Below are 17,410 nucleotides of genomic sequence, written 5' to 3'. Positions count from 1 at the left end.
TCCCAATCTGTCTTTGAGTAAACGAGTACTGCTATGCGTTTGACCTTTGAACTGGCCCAGGCCACCCACACTGAAATCATCGAAGCTGATTTGCAGCACTGCATCGTGGCCGGCTGGGCTGGCCGCGATCTGGCTGCCATCGAGCACCACATTGAAGAGCTGGCCGAACTGGGCGTACCACGCCCTAGCTCGGTGCCTTTGTACTACCGCATCGCCGCCAACCAGATGATCCAGGATGCCGACATCCAGGTCGTGGGCTCCGGTTCGTCCGGCGAGACCGAAGTGTTTGTGTTCAACCACCAGGGCCGCCTGCTGGTCAGCCTGGCCTCGGACCACACGGACCGCGTGCTGGAAGCCCACAGCGTGGCCCTGTCCAAGCAGATCTGCGCCAAGCCCGTTGCCCGCGAAGCCTGGTTGTTCAGCGATGTGGCCGACTACTGGGACGAGCTGATCATCCGCGCCTACATTCAGGAAGACGGCAAGGAAGTCCTGTACCAGGATGGTCCCTTGTCCACCCTGAAGAACCCGCTGGAGCTGATCGAAGGCTACTTCCAGTCCACCACCATGCCTGAAGGCTTTGGCATGACCTGCGGTACCGTGGCTGCCATTGGTGGCATTCGCCCTGCTACCCAGTTCACCATGGAACTGTATGACCCCCGCCGCGAACGCAGCATCCGTCATACCTACGTAACCGAAATCCTGCCTGAAGTAGCCTAAACTGGCCCAGCCCGCCCCACCCATTTATTTTGCGAGTGACCCATGCTAGCGACTATTACCGAACTGCAACGTGCTCTTGATCGTGGCGAAACCACCTCGGTCGAACTGACCCAGCAAGCCCTGGACCGTATCCAGGACGAAAGCCGTGACGGCGCTGCCACGTTCATCGAAGTGTTTGCTGAACAGGCTCTGGCCGCCGCCAAAGCCTCCGACATTTTGCGCGCTGCCGGTTTGAGCCGCTCGCTGGTTGAAGGTCTGCCCATGTCGGTCAAGAACCTGCATGACATCGCGGGCTACATCACTCTGGGTGGGTCGGCTGTGCTGAAAGACGCCGAACCGGCCGAACAGAACGCTACCATTGTGGAGCGCCTGCTGCGCGCCGGTGCCATTCTGATCGGCTCCACCAATATGACCGAGTTTGCCTTCTCCGGTCTGGGCATCAACCCCCACTACGGTACGCCTCGTTCCGTTTGGGACCGTGACAATGCCCGCATCCCGGGGGGTTCGTCCTCCGGCGCCGGCGTGGCCGTCGCTCAAGGCATGTCGGTTTTCTCCATTGGTACCGACACGGGCGGCTCCATCCGTATTCCTTCGGCCTTTAACGGCCTGACCGGTTTCAAACCCACCGCCGAGCGCGTTCCCAGCGAAGGCACCATGCCTTTGTCGCGCAGCCTGGACTCCAATGGCCCTCTGGCTGCCTCGGTAGAGTGTTGCGCCATTGTGGACTCCATCCTGACCGATCAGCCTTATGTGCCCGTGGCAACACCTGCCCTGGACACCTTGCGTCTGGCTGTGCCCAAGACCTTTGTGTTTGACGGCATTGATGAAACCGTGCGCGCCGCCTTTGACCGTGCCATCGCCCTGCTGCGTGAGCAAGGCGCTGTGGTTGAGGAAATCAACTTGCCCGAGTTTGACCAACTGCCGCAGATCAACCGCAAAGGCGGTTTTGTCTGCGCCGAAGCCTGGTCCGTGCACCGCGACACCCTGCAAAGCAAGGGCGAGCAATACGACCCACGCGTGGCTTCCCGCATTCTGCGCGGCAAGGACATCGATTGCGCCGACTACATCGAACTGCAAGACACCCGCCAGGCCTGGATCAGCGCGGTGGAAAGCCGTCTGGAGCGCTACGACGCCGTCCTGATGCCTACCGTGCCCGTTGTCGCTCCCCGCATTGCCGATCTGAAAGAGTCGGACGAAGTCTACTTCGCCACTAACGGCCTGGTCCTGCGCAACCCCACCCTGATCAACTTCCTGGACGGCTGCGCCCTGTCGCTGCCTTGCCATGCCGCTGATGAAGCCCCTGTGGGCCTGATGGTGGCAGCTCCTGCCTACCACGACGAACATCTGCTGGCAGTAGGTTCAGCAATCGAACGGGTATTACCCCTGCGCAAACGCTAATCCAGTAAGATTTACGTTCCTTCCAGGACGGCCATCCGGCCGTCCTTGTGCTTTTCGTCAGGAGCCTGTCATGAGCACACCCCAGTCCTCCTCCTTGCCCCAGACCATGACGCCCACGGTCTTTCCCTTGGCGGGGGTGCTCATTCTGATTCTGTCTTCCTGGGCCCTGTCGGGTCTGGATGCCAGCGGCAAATGGATCATGGGCTTTGGCGTGCCCCTGCTGGTGATGTGCTGGTTTCGCTACGTCATCCATCTGGGATTAGTGCTGGCGCTGGTCTTGCCGGTCAAGGGCCGAAAGATCCTGCGCAGCTCCCGCCCCAAAGCACAAATTTTGCGTGGCACAGTGATGATGCTGTCCACCTTCTCGTTTTTCAACGCCTTGAGCTATCTGCCTCAAGCCGAAGCCACCTCCATCAACTTTCTGGCCCCTTTGCTGGTGCTGTCTGTTGCCCCCTGGATTCTGAAAGAGCCACCGCGCATCAGTCGCTGGGTAGCTGCCGGAGTCGGCTTTCTGGGCGTGCTGATCATCATCCGACCTACCGCTGGCCTGCACCCAATAGGGGTGATGTTTGGCTTGATGACCGCCTGTCTGTTCGCCACGCAATTTATCGCAACACGTCGCGTGGCCGTGGACAATTCGCTGACCACCCTGATCTGGAGCGGTGCAGTCGGCAGCATCTGCCTGACCATTGCCTTACCCTTTTTACTGCCCGCCGCCCTGCCTGCCTTAAAAGAGCTGAGCTTTTTCCAATGGTTGATTCTGATTTCGACCGGACTGTGGGGTTGTCTGGGCCATCTGCTACAAATACAGGCCTATCAACGCGCCTCGGCGTCTTTGCTGGCCCCGTTTGTGTATCTGCAAATTGTGGCCGCAGCCGCGCTGGGATGGCTGATCTGGGGTCAGTTCCCGGATGTCTTTACCTGGATCGGGATTGCCGTGGTGTGTACCAGCGGCATTGTGATTGGGACTCTGGAGTGGCGGCGCCAGAACAGGTCTGGCGCCTGAGTCCAGGTGGCAAGGCTTAGCGAGACTGCCAGCCCTGCACAAAGACGGCGACGGGCTGACGCTTGGAACCGGCTTTTTGCAGCTCCAGCAAACGCAACACACCTTCACCGCAAGCCACGTCAATGCCTTGGGCACTGACGTTCAGAACCTCACCAGGTTCTGCTGAATGCTTTTGCTCTAGCGCCTGAGCGCGCCAAACCTTCACGGGCTGCTCCAAACCGGGCAGGGACAGGGTGGAGCCAGGCACTGGGTCAAACGCGCGAATACGGCGCTCCAGCTCCTTGGCCGGTTGGCCTAAATCCAGCACCGATTCGGCCTTGGACAGTTTCTCGGCGTAGGTCACACCTTCTTCTGGCTGGGGAGTCGCCTGCAAGGTGCCATCACGCACTTGCTGCAAGGCTTCCAGCAAGGCCTGTGCACCTAGCTGCGCCAAATCGTCATGCAGGGTTGCGGCACTGTGATCATCACGAATCGCCAGCTCGCTGCGCACCAGCATATCGCCGGTATCCAGGCCTTCATCCATCTGCATGATGGTAATGCCCGTGGCCGCATCACCCGCCTGAATTGCACGCTGAATCGGTGCCGCACCGCGCCAACGAGGCAAGAGGCTGGCATGAATATTGAAGCAACCATAGCGCGGCAGCTCCAAAGTCCACTTGGGCAAAATCAGGCCGTAGGCTGCCACCACCATCAGGTCCGGCTGTAAATCCAGCAAGGTCTGGCGGGCCTGGGCTGCTTCCTCGGGATATTTGCCATCCAGACGCAAGCTGTGCGGCTGCAGCACCGGGATATTAGCGTTCACAGCGGCTTGCTTGACCGGGCTGGGACTGAGCTTCATGCCACGGCCAGCTGGACGGTCTGGCTGCGTCATGACCAAAGGAACATCAAAGCCCTGCGCTAACAGGGCTTCCAGGGCGATACGGGCAAAATCCGGGGTGCCGGCAAAAACAATACGCATGGCGACTATTGCCCTGCCTTCAGTGCTTCACGTTGCTGCTTTCGCAGGCGGCTGCGGATACGCTCACGCTTGAGCACGGACAGGTACTCCACAAACACCTTGCCATCCAGGTGGTCCAGTTCATGCTGAACACACACGGCCAGCAGGCCATCGGCTTCTTTCTCGTACCACTCGCCTTTTTCATTCTGGGCCTTGAAGCGAATATTGGCGGCGCGCTCAACCTTGTCGTAGGTATCAGGTACAGACAGGCAGCCTTCTTCGTAGACCTTCAGCTCTTCGCTTTTCCAGGTGATTTCCGGGTTGATCAGCACCAGCAATTCATTGCCGCTTTCCGATACGTCAATGACCACCACGCGCTCGTGCACGTCAACCTGCGTCGCGGCCAGCCCTACGCCGGGCGCGTCATACATGGTCTCGGCCATATCCTTGACCAGTTTGCGAATACGGTCGTCGACCTCCTGCACGGGTTTGGCAACCGTGTGCAGACGTGGGTCAGGAAATTTAAGGATAGGAAGCAAAGCCATTGTCATGTCCGAAGAAAAAGCGATAAGTCGATATAATAAAACAAGTTTCAGGGCGGCACCCGATTGCCCCGGCAGCATATGAAGCCCTAGCCCCCGAAGCGGCAGTCACACTGGATACAAACGTCCGGGCCACACAGAACAAAGATCGGTTTCGTGCCACACTACCTTATGCCTGATCATTTTAGCTCGGATGAAATCTCGGAAGAATTGCGTGCCTGGTTGCGCCTGTCGCTGGAGCCAGAGCTTGCGCCCGCCCAGGCCCGGCAATTGCTGGCTGCCTGTGGACTGCCACAGCAAATCTATCAAAGCTCGGTTCAAACCCTGTCACGTCATATTCCGGCCGAACTGGCTGTGCAACTAAGCCAGGAACCACTGGACGAGCTGCAGGCGCAGATTGAACAAGCGGCGGCATGGCTCAAGCAAGCCAATCACCATATCGTGACGCTCGCTGACCCCACCTATCCCGCCTCCTTGCTGGACCTGCACGACGCACCTTTGCTGCTATATGCCAACGGCGATCTGGGAGCCTTGCAACGCAAAGGACTGGCTATTGTGGGAGCCCGCCATGCCACCCAATCCGGCCAGGAAATCGCGACAGATTTTGCAGCTACTCTGGCCTCCAGAGGCTGGTGCATCATCAGCGGCCTGGCTAGCGGCATCGACCAAGCGGCACACAAAGGAGCGTTAAAAGCCGGCCCTTCTTCCGCAGGCACTATTGCCGTGATGGGGACGGGGCTGGACCTGGTCTACCCGGCAGCACACCGCGATCTGGCTCATCAGATCAGCGATGACGGTCTATTGCTGAGCGAGTTTCCTTTGGGCACCCGGGCCATGCCCCATCACTTCCCACGCCGTAATCGCATTGTGGCTGCCTTGGCCAAAGGCGTACTGGTGGTTGAAGCGGCCAAACAAAGTGGCTCCCTGATCACGGCCCGTCTGGCCGGAGAATTAGGTCGAGAAGTTTTTGCCATTCCCGGCTCCATTCACTCCCCTTTGGCTCGCGGCTGCCATGCCTTGATACGCCAAGGTGCCAAACTGGTGGAAAGCGCCCAGGATATTCTGGACGAACTGGGCAATGTGCAAGGCGACTTCAATCTGGATACGGCTCCACAAACTGGTTCAAAACCCAATCCTTATGAAGCCTTGCCCGAGGAATTACGCCCTATTCTTGAGCGCATTGATTTTGCGCCCCTCAGCCCCGAACAGCTGATGCGGCGCACAGGCCTGCTGGCGACCGAACTGCCCGCCGTTCTGGCTGAACTGGAGCTGGCAGGCTGCATCGAGCCCCTGGCAGACGGACGCTTTCAACGCTTGAAACCTTAAAGACCATAGGGCAGTTCCTAGGACGCCAGCCCTGGCCTTCAAGAGGTATCATGACGATTACGTAAGGGCCTTCCAGCCCCAGCCATCTACCCCTTCAGGAAACTTCATGTCATACCCATCGCGCGTCAAGATTGTGGAGGTCGGCCCTCGGGACGGCCTGCAGAACGAAAAAGAATTCATCCCCACCGACATCAAGGTCGAACTGGTCAACCGCTTGTCCCACGCCGGTTTTGTGAACGTGGAAGCCGCGTCCTTTGTCTCGCCCAAATGGGTGCCGCAAATGGCGGACGGCGCAGATGTAATGGCTGCTATCGACCGACGTCCCGGTACAATTTATTCGGTTCTGACACCCAATATGCGTGGTTTTGAAGGTGCCCTGGCCGCCAAGGCTGACGAAGTGGTGATCTTTGCCGCCGCCAGTGAGGCATTTTCCCAGCGCAATATCAATTGCAGCATCGAAGAATCGCTGGAGCGCTTTGCCCCGGTTGCCCAGGCTGCCAAAGAAGCCGGTTTGCGTCTGCGCGGCTCCATCAGCTGTTCTTTCGGCTGTCCCTATGAAGGCGCTGTGGCTCCCTCCAATGTGCTGAAAGTGGGCAAACGCCTGATCGAACTGGGCTGTGACGAGATCGACGTGGCCGACACCATCGGCGTAGGCACGGCCCGCCAGGTGTATGACGTCATGCGCATGGTAACCGAGCACATTGACCCGGCTCATGTGTCCGGCCACTTCCACGATACCTACGGCCAGGCCATCGCCAATATCGTTGCTTCCATGCAAGCTGGCATCCATATTTTTCATAGCTCCGTAGCCGGTCTGGGCGGCTGCCCCTACGCCAAGGGGGCAACCGGCAACGTCGCCACTGAAGACGTTCTGTTCCTGATGCAAGGCCTGGATATTGAAACCGGCATTGATCTGAACGCCGTGGTAGACACGGGGCAATGGATTTCGGCTCATTTGAAGCGCAAATCGGCCAGCAACGCCGGTAACGCTCTGGCCGCCCGCAAGCAAGGGGCCGCCGCGTGCTGATGAGCCAAGCTCCCTCGAAAGAGGAAATTGATGCCATGTTGAAGGATCTGGGCACGCTTCCCATTCAAGGCCGTTCCTGGCCCAAATGGGTAGCAGCCAGCGCCTGGATTGTGCTGGCCCTGATCGGCGTGCGTTTCGCGCTGGTGGCCAGCTCCCCACAAGGGGCCACCATCAGCCCCGTCCTGGCGGGCTGCCTGGTCCTGCTGTTTACCGGCCTGATTCTGATTGCCTGGCACATGTGGCACGGCGTCACCACGATTGACCAGAATGGCATACGCCAGAACTGGATCATGAAACGGGAGGTGCAATGGCAGGATATTCACTTTGCCAAATTTGTACCTCTATTCAACTCAAAGCGCCTGATCTGCTTTACCCGGCGTGGCCGCCCTGTGATTTTCCAGGGTGCCACACAGGATCTGCAAGTGGCCTTTGCCAAGATTTCGCTGGTATTGCGGCGCAAGAGCTAAGTCTCTCTGTTTGCCCCATACGGCTAACCATATGGGGATAAACCGAGAACCGTGCGTTGCAGTTAAGCAGCCTATCTATCGCCGTGTTCCAATACACGGTGATACCTACACCGAGAGTTCAGGGCAGCCCATATCGCCGGGCGAGGCAAAAAGCATATCAACGTCATCGCCCCCAGATCGAACAGTCAATAAAAAAGCAGCTCTCTTTGAGAGCTGCTTTTTGCATATCGCAAATCCCGAAAGGATTAACGAATAGGCAGACCGTAGATCAGGCCACCGTCGATCCACAAGGCGTTCAGGCCACGTTCGATTTGCAACGGGCTACCTTTACCCACGTTGCGCTCGAAGGACTCACCGTAGTTACCAACTTGCTTGATGATGTTGTAAGCCCATTTTTCGTCCAGGCCCAGGTTTTTACCGGCACCGGGAGTCACGCCCAGCAAACGCTGGATATTGGGGTTGTTGCTCTTGAGCTTCTCGTCCACGTTGGCAGCGGTCACACCCAGCTCTTCGGCGTTGAAGCTGGCCTGAATGGACCATTTCACAATGTTCAGCCAGGCGTCATCACCCTGACGGACGAATGGGCCCAGCGGCTCTTTGGAAATGATTTCAGGCAGCACCAGGTAGTCGTCCGGGTTCTCCATTTTGGAGATACGGATCGACGCCAGACCGGAAGCGTCGGTAGAGAACACATCACAGCGGCCAGCCACGAAAGCGTTAACCACTTCGTTGAACTGCTCGATCACTACAGGCTTGTATTCAACCTTGTTAGCACGCGCCCAGTCAGCCATGGTGTTTTCGTTAGACGTGCCAGTCTGCATACAAACCGTGGCACCGTTCAATTCCTTGGCGCTGGATACGCCCAGTTTCTTGGACACCAAAAAGCCCTGACCGTCGTAGAAGTTGATACCGGCGTGGATCGCACCGACAGCGGTGTCACGCTGCTGAGTCACGGTGGTGTTACGAGCCAACAGATCAATCTCACCGGACTGCAGAGCCGTAAAGCGCTGCTGCGAGTTCAAGGGCACCGCCTTGAATTTGCTGGCGTCGCCCAGGGTGGCGGCGGCTACCGAGCGACACACGTCGATATCCAGCCCCGTCCACGTGCCCTTGTCATCAGGGGCAGAAAAACCGGCAAATCCGGTGGTCACGCCACACAGCACGTGACCGCGCTGTTTGACGTTGTCCAGGGTGTCGGCCTGGGCAGCAGGCATGCTGGCCATCAAGGCCAGGACTACAGCAGAAACTGGCACAAAGCGCATCGGGCTCTCCTCAAAGATATAGGTATTGACTATTTTCCAGCATAGTACCGCAGCCCGACTGCTACTTGTGTGCATATCTACATGGCTAATTAATCGTAGCTGCGTTGGTCCTCGATGACTTTACCATCCCGAGGCAAGGCTCCTGGCTCCATGAACTCCACCTGAGCACGCAATTTGGTAATTTCACGAATCGAGTCGGCCAAAGCGCTTTCCAAGCCCTCAGGCTTGGCGGAGACTTCAACTTGGAACACCATCTGATCCTGGCCGCTGGCACCACGCACCACCAAGCGCGCCTGGCCCAGTTCCTTGTGACGCAGACGAATCTGCTCCACCTGCCCTGGATGCACAAACATGCCGCGCACCTTGGTGGTCTGGTCAGCCCGCCCCATCCAGCCGCGAATACGCTGGTTGGTACGACCGCAAGGAGACTGGCCGGGCATGACAGCAGACAAGTCCCCTGTCCCGAAACGCACCAGCGGATAGTCGGGGTTAAAGGAGGTCACGACCACCTCGCCCACTTCGCCCGGCGCAACCGGCTGGCCTGTACCAGGACGCACAATTTCCAGAATCAGGTTTTCATTGAGCACCAAGCCTTCGCGGGCCTGTGTCTCATAGGCAATCATGCCCAGATCAGCGCTGCCGTAGGCCTGATAGCCTGCCACGCCGTGCTCGCTGAACCACTTTTGCAAGGAAGGCGGATAGGCTTCGCCGGAGAACAAGGCCTTGCTCAGCCCTGGCAGAGCAATCTGCATGGACTGGGCTTTTTCCATGATGATCTTCAGAAAACTGGGTGTGCCGGTATAACCATGTGGACGCAAATCGGCCATGGCCTGCACTTGCTGTTCGGTTTGACCCACGCCGCCTGGAAACACCGTGCAATCCAGGGCATGTGCGGCGGTCTCCATCATGGAGCCAGCCGGAGTGAAATGGTAGGAGAAGCAGTTGAAAATCAGTTCCTCGCGGCGAAAGCCAGCCGCGTACAGTGCGCGCGCAAAGCCCCAATAATCCGGGCGACGGCTTTCTGGCTCGTACATGGGCCCGGGCGAGGCAAACACTTTGCGGGCCGCACCCCAGGCAATGGAGGAAAAGCCCCCGAATACGGACTGCGCGTAATCCGCAGACGGCGCCCCGGAGCGAGCCTGCTCGCGCGCTTCCAGCTGGGCTTTCAGCAGCTCGCTTTTACGAAACACCGGAATGGCCAGCAGATCCTCGCGGCTGCGCACGGCGGCCAGATCAACCGAACCCAGTTGCTTGGCAATCGCAGGGGCCCCTTTTGCGGCCGCTTGCAAGACCTGCGGCAAACGGGACAGTAAATCGGCTTCGCGCTCGTCCGGCTCCAGGGTTTCGCGCTCGTCGTAATATTCGCTCATCTCTCCTCCAGTGGGATGAATTGGCATTCAAACACTCCCGCGCCCAGCCGACGTTCTGTCCGCAGACAGACAGGTGTCGATACCAAGCTCTGCTACCACACCCCGTGTAGCCAGAAGCTGCCCAAAACTAAAAACGTCAAAAGGGGTCAGGGCGGCACCTTGTGTGCATCCCGATCGGTGGCCTGCTCCTGTGCTGATCCTGCTGCTTTCAATACAGGCCAGGCCCTGCTGATACATTGGAAATCCTTGGGAGTTACGCCAACCAGCGCTTGCGTCGTCGATAAAATTTATTGTCGCGAAAGCTCTTGCGCTCGCCCCCGGACACGCCCAGATAGAACTCCTTGACGTCTTCGTTCTCGGCCAAGGCCTGGGAGGGTCCATCCATCATGACGCGGCCGTTTTCCAGGATGTAGCCGTAGTCGGCATACTTCAGAGCCACGTTGGTGTTTTGCTCGGCCAGCAAGAAGCTGACGCGCTCGCGCTGATTCAGGTCACGCACGATCTCGAAAATTTCTTCCACCACCTGTGGTGCCAGGCCCATGGAGGGTTCATCCAGCAAGATCATGCCCGGGTCGGCCATCAAGGCACGGCCAATGGCACACATTTGCTGCTCCCCGCCCGAGGTGTAGCCTGCCTGGCTGGTACGGCGCTGCTTCAGACGCGGAAAGTACTGATACACCTTGTCCAGCTCGGCGCTCAGGTCACCGCGCGACAAGGAACGGGTATAGGCCCCGGTCAGCAAGTTCTCTTCAATGCTCAGGTGCGCAAAACAATGACGCCCCTCCATCACCTGCACCACGCCGCGCTTGACCAGATCCGCCGGAGTCAGCTGATCAATACGTTCGCCACGCAGATGGATCTGGCCTTTGGTCACATCGCCACGCTCGGCGCGCAGCAAGTTCGATACGGCCCGCAAGGTCGTGGTTTTACCGGCACCGTTGGCGCCCAGCAAGGCAACAATCCGCCCTTCTGGCACACGCAAGGACACGCCCTTGAGCACCAGAATGACGTGGTTGTAAATCACTTCGATGCCATTGACGTCCAACAAGATGGGCGTCTCATCCACTTGGCCTACGGTCTCACTCATAATCTTCCCCACGCAATGCAGTGCCCAGGGCGAACCCTGGGCGCCTGGGTTTAGCCTTCGCAGGTGCGAGGCGTAATTTTCTTCTCGGCGGCGTATTTAGCCGACATTTCCTTGACTAAAGGATCGACAAACTTCTTGTCGGACTGATACCAGTCGGACACGACGTCGAACTTGCTGCCGTCCCACTGCACGATACGGGCCCAGTCATCACCCATGTGGTTGTTGCACGAGGTTTTGACGGGACGCATGATGCCTTCAAAGCCCAGCTCTTTCAGGCGTGCTTCGTCCAGATTCAGGTTCTCGAAGCCCCAGCGCACTTGCTCGGGAGTCATGTGCTGACCTTTGCCGAACTTCTCTTGTGCGGTGCGGATAGCCTCAACCTGCATCATGGAGATCATCATGCCGCGGGTGTGAGCCAGCGTGCCGACGTACTTGTCACCGTTTTCAGCGCCTTTGCCTTTGGCGTGCATCTCGCGCACAGCGTCATGCACCGGACCGTCCCCAGCACTGTTGTGAATGGTGATGCCCTTGTAGCCCTTGGCGGTCTGGCCCAGATCGACCACATCGCTCTCGGAAGCTGCCCACCAGATGCCGTAGATCTTGTCGCGTGGGTAACCCACAGCCTGAGCTTCACGGATGGCGGTAGGCGTCATGATCCCGGCGCTCCACAGCAGGACGAAGTCAGGACGGTTTTTACGCACTTGCAGCCAGGTGGATTTCTGTTCCACGCCAGGGGCGGTCACAGGGTACAGATCCAGCTTGAAGCCTTGTTCCTTGGCGCGTGCTTGCAACAGGGCGATAGGCTCCTTGCCGTACGGCGAGTCGTGATAAACCAGAGCAATGCGCTGGTCCTTCAGCTTGTCCTCGCCCACTTGCTTGGCGATGTCCTGGATCATGACGTCGGCAGCAGTCCAGTAGGTACCCAGCAGCGGGAAGTTCCACTCGAATACCGCACCGTTAGCCGAGTGCGACAGGCCGTAGCCCATGGTCTCAATGGTCACGCCATCCACAAAGGCCTTGTCGGTCAGGGCGAACGTAATGCCCGTGGACTGGGTGTCAAAACCAGACGCCCCGCCGTTCTTGCCTTTCATGCGCTCGTAGCACTCTACGCCGCGGTCCGTGGCGTACGCCGTTTCACACTCTTCGTATACCAGCTTGACGCCATTCACACCGCCGTCACGTTCATTGACCAGAGCCAGATAGTCCAGCTTGCCATCCGCCCATGGAATACCCAGTGGGGCAAAGGAGCCGGTGCGGTAGGTCAGCAAGGGAATGTACTGTTCCTCGGCTGCTACAGCGGCTGTACTCATGGTCAGCATTGCAGCGCAAGCACTCAAACCGAGCACAGCGCGTTTCAGTCGTGTTGTCATCTCCTGGTCCTCCGATAAGTACCATTTGTCTAAGTACCCCGTCCCGATTGGCGGGGCTGTTGTTGTAATGAACTGCCTACCTGCTGTTAATGGGGGAAGGGCCACAAGCGCAGCTTTTCCTTACCAATACTCCAGAGTCGAGCCAAACCGTGCGGCTCCACAATCAAGAAAAATACGATCAGGGCACCGAATACCATGTGTTCAATATGCGAGGCTGTATCCACGCCAATAGACACACCAAACCAGTGCGGCACGTTGGTCAGGAACACGGGCAGCAAGACCATGAACGCGGCACCGAAAAAGCTGCCTACGATCGAGCCCAGACCACCGATGATGACGATGAACAGCAACTGCAAGGAGCGGTTCAGGTCAAAGGCCAGCGGCTCCCAGGAACCCAGGTGCACAAAAGCCCACAAGGCACCGGCCACACCGATGATGAAAGAGCTGACGGCAAAGGCGGTGAGCTTGGCGTAGACCGGACGAATACCAATCACTTCTGCGGCCACGTCCATGTCACGAATGGCCATCCATTGGCGGCCAATCGCACCACGCACCAGGTTCTTGGCCAGCAGAGCAAACACCACCACGAAGATCAGCACGAACAGGTACTTCTGCATGGGGGTTTGAACCGGCAAGCCAAAGGCGCTCAAGGCAGGCACCGACACGTTGCCCGAAGGCGAGTAGTTCGTGAAGAAGGCAATACGCAGGAAAGCCCAATCCACAAAGAACTGTGCAGCCAGGGTCGTGACGGCCAGGTACAAGCCACGGATACGCAAGCTGGGGATACCAAAGGCCACGCCTACCAAGGTGGCAAACACGCCGCCCAGCAGGATCTGCAGGACCAGTGGCAGCTCCGGAATACGGACACCAAAGTTCCAGGCGGCATACGCACCCACAGCCATGAAAGCACCCGAACCGATGGAAATCTGGCCGCAATAGCCCACCAGAATGTTCAGGCCAATCGCTGCCAAAGACAGGATCAGAAAGGGGATCAGAATAGCTTGCAGGAAGTAGTTGGATGCCATGGCTGGCACCAGCAGGAATGCCACCAGCAACAAGCCCAACACCACATAGCGATCCTGGCGGATGGGAAAAATCTGCTGGTCAGCCCGATAGCTGCTTTTGAACTGACCATTTTCGCGGTAAATCATATCGACTCCACCTCAGACGCGATCAATAATCTTCTCGCCGAACAGACCTTGTGGTCGGAACAGCAAGAACACCAGGGCCAGCACATAAGCAAACCAGATCTCGATGCCGCCACCTACATAAGGGCCCAGGTACACCTCGGACACCTTCTCGCCCACACCAATAATCAGGCCACCCACAATAGCGCCGGGCACCGAGGTCAGACCACCCAGAATCACCACCGGCAAGGCGCGCAGCGCTGCGGTCGACAAGGTGAACTGCACCCCGTATTTGGAGCCCCAGATAATGCCGGCAACCAGAGCCACCAAACCGGCTACGGTCCAGACCACCACCCAGATACGGTTCAAGGGAATACCAATGGATTGCGCTGCCTGATGATCGTCCGCCACCGCACGCAGGGCACGGCCCACGCTGGTGTATTGGAAGAAGATGGCCAGGGCCACAACCAGCAAGGCTGCAACCACGGCCGAGCTCAGGTCTTCCAGGCTGACCAGCACGCCGCCTTCAAACATGGACTCCAGAATGAAAGCCGGGTCTTTGGGCATGCCCACATCAATGGAATACACGGAGCTGCCAAACACGATCTGACCCAGACCGTCGAGCAGATAGCTGATACCGATCGTGGCCATCAGCAAGGTTGTGCCTTCCTGATTCACCAGATAGCGCAGCACCCAGCGCTCAATGACGACGGCCAGCACAAACATCAAGATGGCCGAGACAATGAAAGCCAGCACATTGCCCAGGATGCCCGGCTCCATGCCCAGCAACTGCGGAATCCACTGGGACAGACGGGCCATGGCCAGCGCGGCCACCAGCACCATGGCGCCCTGTGCAAAGTTAAAGACACCCGATGCTTTGAAGATCAGCACAAAGCCCAGCGCGACCAGGGCGTACAACATCCCGCTCATCAGGCCGCCCAGCAAAGTTTCAAGAAAAAATGCCATGTCCGTTCCCCTCAATGGCCAGCGCCAAGATAGGCGCGGATGACGTCCGGGTTTTGTCGTACTTCGTCCGGTACTCCGTCACCAATTTTCTTGCCATAGTCCAGGACCACCACACGGTCCGAAATATCCATGACCACACCCATATCGTGTTCAATCAAAACAATCGTGGTGCCGTATTCTTCGTTCACATCCAGAATGAAACGGCACATATCCTGCTTTTCTTCGATGTTCATGCCCGCCATGGGCTCATCCAGTAGCAGAATGCTCGGTTGCATCGCCAGTGCCCGCCCCAGGTCAACCCGCTTTTGCAGGCCGTAAGGCAAGCGTCCTACCGGCGTTTTGCGGTAGGCCTGGATCTCCAGAAAGTCGATGATGCCTTCCACGTATTCACGGTTGCGAATCTCTTCACGCTCGGCACCGCCCAGTCGGAAAGCCTGGGCAAACACCCCGCTTTTCATGTGCAGATTGCGGCCGGTCATGATGTTGTCCAGCACACTCATGCCCTTGAACAGAGCCAGGTTCTGAAAGGTGCGGGCAATGCCCTGCTCGGCGGTGTGACGCGAGTTCATGCGGGCATAACTCTGGTCACGCAAGACAATCTCGCCTTGTTGTGGTGCATACACGCCATTGATGACGTTCAGCATGGAGCTTTTGCCTGCGCCGTTCGGGCCGATGATGGAGCGGATCTCGTGCTCACGGATGTTGAACGAGATGTCGGTCAGCGCTTTCACACCACCAAAGGACAGCGAAATATTCTTCAAATCCAGTACCACTGGGCCAATGCGACGGCCCGGCATTTGCGCCTCACTCATCATGCGCTCCTTGCTGCTGCGTCTGTCATGCGCTCAATGTGCAGGTCTGCCGAAATGCGACCGCTGCGCCCATCCTCAAACTTCACTTCTGTCTCCACAAACTGCCTGTCCAGGCCATTGAACAGGGCATCGACCAGAACCTTGTACTTTTGCGCGATAAAGCCGCGACGTACTTTGCGGGTACGGGTCAGTTCATCGTCATCGGGGTCCAGCTCTTTGTGCAGAATCAGGAAGGCGCTGATGCGCGATCCGGCCAGCTTGGGGTCGTTAGCCAGATCAGCATTGACCTGAGCCACACAATCCCGAATCAGGGCATAGACCTCGGGTTTACCGGCCAGATCGGTGTAACCGGCATAGGGCAGGTTGCGACGTTCGGCCCAGTTACCCACGGCCTCCAGATCAATATTGATAAAGGCACACACTTCCTCCTGACCATCGCCAAAAGCCACGGCTTCCTTGATGAAGGGGAAGAACTTGAGCTTGTTCTCGATGTACTTGGGTGCAAACAAGGAGCCATCAGCCAGCTTGCCCACGTCCTTGGCACGGTCGATGATCTTTAACTGACCATCGGTATCCAGATAACCGGCATCACCCGTGTGGTACCAGCCGTCCTCGGTAAAGGACTCGGCGGTGGACTCGGGGTTGCGGTAGTACTCCTTGAACAGGCCGGGGCTGCGCACCTGAATTTCACCGTTATCGGCCACGCGGATTTCCACGCCTTTCACAGGTGGGCCTACGGTGTCGGCACGCACATGGCCGTCTTCCTGGACGCAGACGAATACCGAGGTCTCGGTAGCGCCATAGAGCTGCTTCAGGTTGATGCCAATGGAACGGTAAAAGTCGAACAGATCGGGTCCGATGGCTTCACCAGCGGTATAGGCCACACGCACGCGGCTCATGCCCAAGGCATTACGCAAGGGGCCGTAGATCAGGATATTGCCCAGGCCATAGCACAGGCGATCCCACATCCCCACGCCGGGGCGCTTGTCCAGAATCTTCACACCCACACGGTGCGCCAGAGACATGAAACGCTTGTACAAGGCGCGCTTCAGGGCACCGGCATCTTCCATGCGGATAGTCACTTGCGTGAGCAAGCCTTCCAGCACGCGGGGAGGCGCAAAGTAATAGGTCGGGCCAATATCATGCAGGTCGATCGACACGGTTTCGGGTGACTCAGGGTGATTCACCGTAAAGCCCGTGACCAGGAACTGCGTGTAGGAAAACATGTTCTGCCCGATCCAGGCGGGAGGCAGATAAGCCAGCACTTCCTCGGCATCGGTCAGCGATTCCAGTTCCTGAATGGCCAGGCCACGATCCACCAGCGCGCCGTGAGTCAGTACCACACCCTTGGGCTTGCCGGTGGTGCCGGAGGTGTAGAACATGGCGGCGGCATGGTCAGGCGTAATGGCCTTCCAGATGCGTCGCACACAGTCCGGATCCCGCGCCAATTGCAGGCGGCCCTGCTCCATGACCTGCTCGATGTATTGCAGCTGTTCTTGCTGATAATTGCGCAGACCGCGTGGGTCGTCATAGATCAGCGCATCCAGATCGGGGCACTGGTCCCAGACTTCCAGCAGCTTGTCGACCTGCTCCTGGTCCTCGACCACGGCCACGCGTATGCTGGCATCCAGCAATACGTGCAGCATTTCCTGGGCTACCGCATCCTGATACAAAGGCACGGGCACAGCGCCCAGCATTTGCGCCGCCATCATGGCCAGGTACAGGCGCGGGCGGTTTTCACCGATCACCGCGACGTGCTGACCGTCTTTGACACCCAGCCCGGCCAGGCCCGCAGCCAGTTGCTCGGCCTGTTCAGCCAGCTCTTGCCACGTCCAGGTCTGCCAGATTCCCAGGTCTTTTTCGCGCATGGCAACTTTGTTGCCGCGCACCTGGGCATGGTGTTCTATCCAGGCTGGGAAGGTGCCGGGTAAACCCGCTACCTGCTCTTTATCCATCCGCACAACCATGTCTCCTCCGAATTTTCCCGGCTTGTTAT

Annotated in this window: 16 protein-coding genes; 6 read left to right on the top strand and 10 right to left on the bottom strand. The window is 58.2% G+C overall.

The annotated features are described in order from the left end of the window. Positions 1–33 precede the first annotated feature (33 nt). The 3 genes from ACU6HM_RS15370 to ACU6HM_RS15360 all read left to right on the top strand — a co-directional run bounded on the left by ACU6HM_RS15370 (position 34) and on the right by ACU6HM_RS15360 (position 3,121). Positions 34–717: a DUF2848 domain-containing protein gene (locus tag ACU6HM_RS15370; RefSeq protein WP_446764018.1), complete on the top strand. Its 684-nt coding sequence runs from the start codon at positions 34–36 to the stop codon at positions 715–717. A 42-nt stretch (positions 718–759) separates the two neighbouring features. Beyond that, positions 760–2,115 carry an amidase gene (locus tag ACU6HM_RS15365; protein WP_254500074.1) on the top strand — a complete coding sequence of 452 codons (1,356 nt, stop codon included), beginning with the start codon at positions 760–762 and terminating at the stop codon, positions 2,113–2,115. 70 nt (positions 2,116–2,185) lie between these two features. Continuing rightward, the gene (locus ACU6HM_RS15360) at positions 2,186–3,121 is read left to right on the top strand and encodes a DMT family transporter (RefSeq protein ID WP_446764017.1); all 936 of its coding nucleotides are present in this window, start codon (positions 2,186–2,188) and stop codon (positions 3,119–3,121) included. A gap of 16 nt (positions 3,122–3,137) precedes the next feature. Here ACU6HM_RS15360 and fmt read toward each other — a convergent pair whose 3' ends face one another. Together fmt and def are read right to left on the bottom strand one after the other, a co-directional pair. Continuing rightward, positions 3,138–4,079: a methionyl-tRNA formyltransferase gene (gene fmt / locus ACU6HM_RS15355; RefSeq protein ID WP_035268544.1), complete on the bottom strand. Its 942-nt coding sequence runs from the start codon at positions 4,077–4,079 to the stop codon at positions 3,138–3,140. Between the two features lie 5 nt (positions 4,080–4,084). After that, entirely contained in the window at positions 4,085–4,603 is a 519-nt protein-coding gene (gene def, locus ACU6HM_RS15350) for a peptide deformylase (RefSeq protein WP_009460127.1), read from the bottom strand. A 168-nt stretch (positions 4,604–4,771) separates the two neighbouring features. Here def and dprA point away from each other — a divergent pair, with 168 nt between their 5' ends. From dprA to ACU6HM_RS15335, 3 genes are all read left to right on the top strand, one after another. Continuing rightward, the gene (gene dprA, locus ACU6HM_RS15345; RefSeq protein WP_446764016.1) at positions 4,772–5,926 is read left to right on the top strand and encodes a DNA-processing protein DprA; all 1,155 of its coding nucleotides are present in this window, start codon (positions 4,772–4,774) and stop codon (positions 5,924–5,926) included. A 106-nt stretch (positions 5,927–6,032) separates the two neighbouring features. After that, positions 6,033–6,953: a hydroxymethylglutaryl-CoA lyase gene (locus ACU6HM_RS15340; protein ID WP_009460129.1), complete on the top strand. Its 921-nt coding sequence runs from the start codon at positions 6,033–6,035 to the stop codon at positions 6,951–6,953. Further along, the gene (locus ACU6HM_RS15335) at positions 6,953–7,420 is read left to right on the top strand and encodes a hypothetical protein (RefSeq protein ID WP_446764015.1); all 468 of its coding nucleotides are present in this window, start codon (positions 6,953–6,955) and stop codon (positions 7,418–7,420) included. The genes ACU6HM_RS15340 and ACU6HM_RS15335 overlap by 1 nt, the downstream gene beginning before the upstream one ends. Before the next feature lie 245 nt (positions 7,421–7,665). On the opposite strand, the gene ACU6HM_RS15330 is transcribed toward ACU6HM_RS15335, so the two are convergent. The 8 genes from ACU6HM_RS15330 to ACU6HM_RS15295 form a co-directional block, all read right to left on the bottom strand. Then, positions 7,666–8,682 (bottom strand): amino acid ABC transporter substrate-binding protein, encoded by a 1,017-nt coding sequence (locus ACU6HM_RS15330; RefSeq protein ID WP_021447094.1) that lies wholly within the window; start codon positions 8,680–8,682, stop codon positions 7,666–7,668. A gap of 89 nt (positions 8,683–8,771) precedes the next feature. Continuing rightward, positions 8,772–10,052 carry a phenylacetate--CoA ligase family protein gene (locus ACU6HM_RS15325; protein ID WP_035268552.1) on the bottom strand — a complete coding sequence of 427 codons (1,281 nt, stop codon included), beginning with the start codon at positions 10,050–10,052 and terminating at the stop codon, positions 8,772–8,774. 253 nt (positions 10,053–10,305) lie between these two features. Further along, on the bottom strand, positions 10,306–11,139 hold the full coding sequence (locus ACU6HM_RS15320; RefSeq protein ID WP_021447096.1) for an ABC transporter ATP-binding protein: 834 nt from the start codon (positions 11,137–11,139) through the stop codon (positions 10,306–10,308). Between the two features lie 50 nt (positions 11,140–11,189). Next, positions 11,190–12,458, bottom strand: a complete 1,269-nt coding sequence (locus tag ACU6HM_RS15315) for an ABC transporter substrate-binding protein (RefSeq protein ID WP_009460132.1) — start codon at positions 12,456–12,458, stop codon at positions 11,190–11,192. Between the two features lie 137 nt (positions 12,459–12,595). Then, entirely contained in the window at positions 12,596–13,660 is a 1,065-nt protein-coding gene (locus ACU6HM_RS15310; RefSeq protein WP_009460133.1) for a branched-chain amino acid ABC transporter permease, read from the bottom strand. A gap of 12 nt (positions 13,661–13,672) precedes the next feature. Beyond that, positions 13,673–14,602: a branched-chain amino acid ABC transporter permease gene (locus tag ACU6HM_RS15305; protein WP_009460134.1), complete on the bottom strand. Its 930-nt coding sequence runs from the start codon at positions 14,600–14,602 to the stop codon at positions 13,673–13,675. A gap of 11 nt (positions 14,603–14,613) precedes the next feature. Continuing rightward, entirely contained in the window at positions 14,614–15,399 is a 786-nt protein-coding gene (locus ACU6HM_RS15300; protein WP_009460135.1) for an ABC transporter ATP-binding protein, read from the bottom strand. A 14-nt stretch (positions 15,400–15,413) separates the two neighbouring features. Continuing rightward, the gene (locus ACU6HM_RS15295) at positions 15,414–17,381 is read right to left on the bottom strand and encodes an AMP-dependent synthetase/ligase (RefSeq protein WP_052159208.1); all 1,968 of its coding nucleotides are present in this window, start codon (positions 17,379–17,381) and stop codon (positions 15,414–15,416) included. Positions 17,382–17,410: the final 29 nt, after the last annotated feature.

It is taken from the genome of Alcaligenes sp. RM2, from assembly GCF_052931795.1.
The sequence above is the reverse complement of the archived record's forward strand: the minus strand, read 5'-3'. Positions and strand labels throughout refer to the sequence as shown.

Bases quoted from the DNA above. Each gene is read 5' to 3' on its own strand.
- ACU6HM_RS15305 (WP_009460134.1), bottom strand. From the start codon at position 14,602: ATGGCATTTTTTCTTGAAACTTTGCTGGGCGGCCTGATGAGCGGGATG.
- ACU6HM_RS15365 (WP_254500074.1), top strand. From the start codon at position 760: ATGCTAGCGACTATTACCGAACTGCAACGTGCTCTTGATCGTGGCGAA.
- dprA (WP_446764016.1), top strand. From the start codon at position 4,772: ATGCCTGATCATTTTAGCTCGGATGAAATCTCGGAAGAATTGCGTGCC.
- ACU6HM_RS15315 (WP_009460132.1), bottom strand. From the start codon at position 12,458: ATGCTGACCATGAGTACAGCCGCTGTAGCAGCCGAGGAACAGTACATT.
- ACU6HM_RS15360 (WP_446764017.1), top strand. From the start codon at position 2,186: ATGAGCACACCCCAGTCCTCCTCCTTGCCCCAGACCATGACGCCCACG.
- def (WP_009460127.1), bottom strand. From the start codon at position 4,603: ATGGCTTTGCTTCCTATCCTTAAATTTCCTGACCCACGTCTGCACACG.
- fmt (WP_035268544.1), bottom strand. From the start codon at position 4,079: ATGCGTATTGTTTTTGCCGGCACCCCGGATTTTGCCCGTATCGCCCTG.
- ACU6HM_RS15325 (WP_035268552.1), bottom strand. From the start codon at position 10,052: ATGAGCGAATATTACGACGAGCGCGAAACCCTGGAGCCGGACGAGCGC.
- ACU6HM_RS15310 (WP_009460133.1), bottom strand. From the start codon at position 13,660: ATGATTTACCGCGAAAATGGTCAGTTCAAAAGCAGCTATCGGGCTGAC.
- ACU6HM_RS15340 (WP_009460129.1), top strand. From the start codon at position 6,033: ATGTCATACCCATCGCGCGTCAAGATTGTGGAGGTCGGCCCTCGGGAC.
- ACU6HM_RS15320 (WP_021447096.1), bottom strand. From the start codon at position 11,139: ATGAGTGAGACCGTAGGCCAAGTGGATGAGACGCCCATCTTGTTGGAC.
- ACU6HM_RS15370 (WP_446764018.1), top strand. From the start codon at position 34: ATGCGTTTGACCTTTGAACTGGCCCAGGCCACCCACACTGAAATCATC.
- ACU6HM_RS15295 (WP_052159208.1), bottom strand. From the start codon at position 17,381: ATGGTTGTGCGGATGGATAAAGAGCAGGTAGCGGGTTTACCCGGCACC.
- ACU6HM_RS15335 (WP_446764015.1), top strand. From the start codon at position 6,953: ATGAGCCAAGCTCCCTCGAAAGAGGAAATTGATGCCATGTTGAAGGAT.
- ACU6HM_RS15300 (WP_009460135.1), bottom strand. From the start codon at position 15,399: ATGCCGGGCCGTCGCATTGGCCCAGTGGTACTGGATTTGAAGAATATT.
- ACU6HM_RS15330 (WP_021447094.1), bottom strand. From the start codon at position 8,682: ATGCGCTTTGTGCCAGTTTCTGCTGTAGTCCTGGCCTTGATGGCCAGC.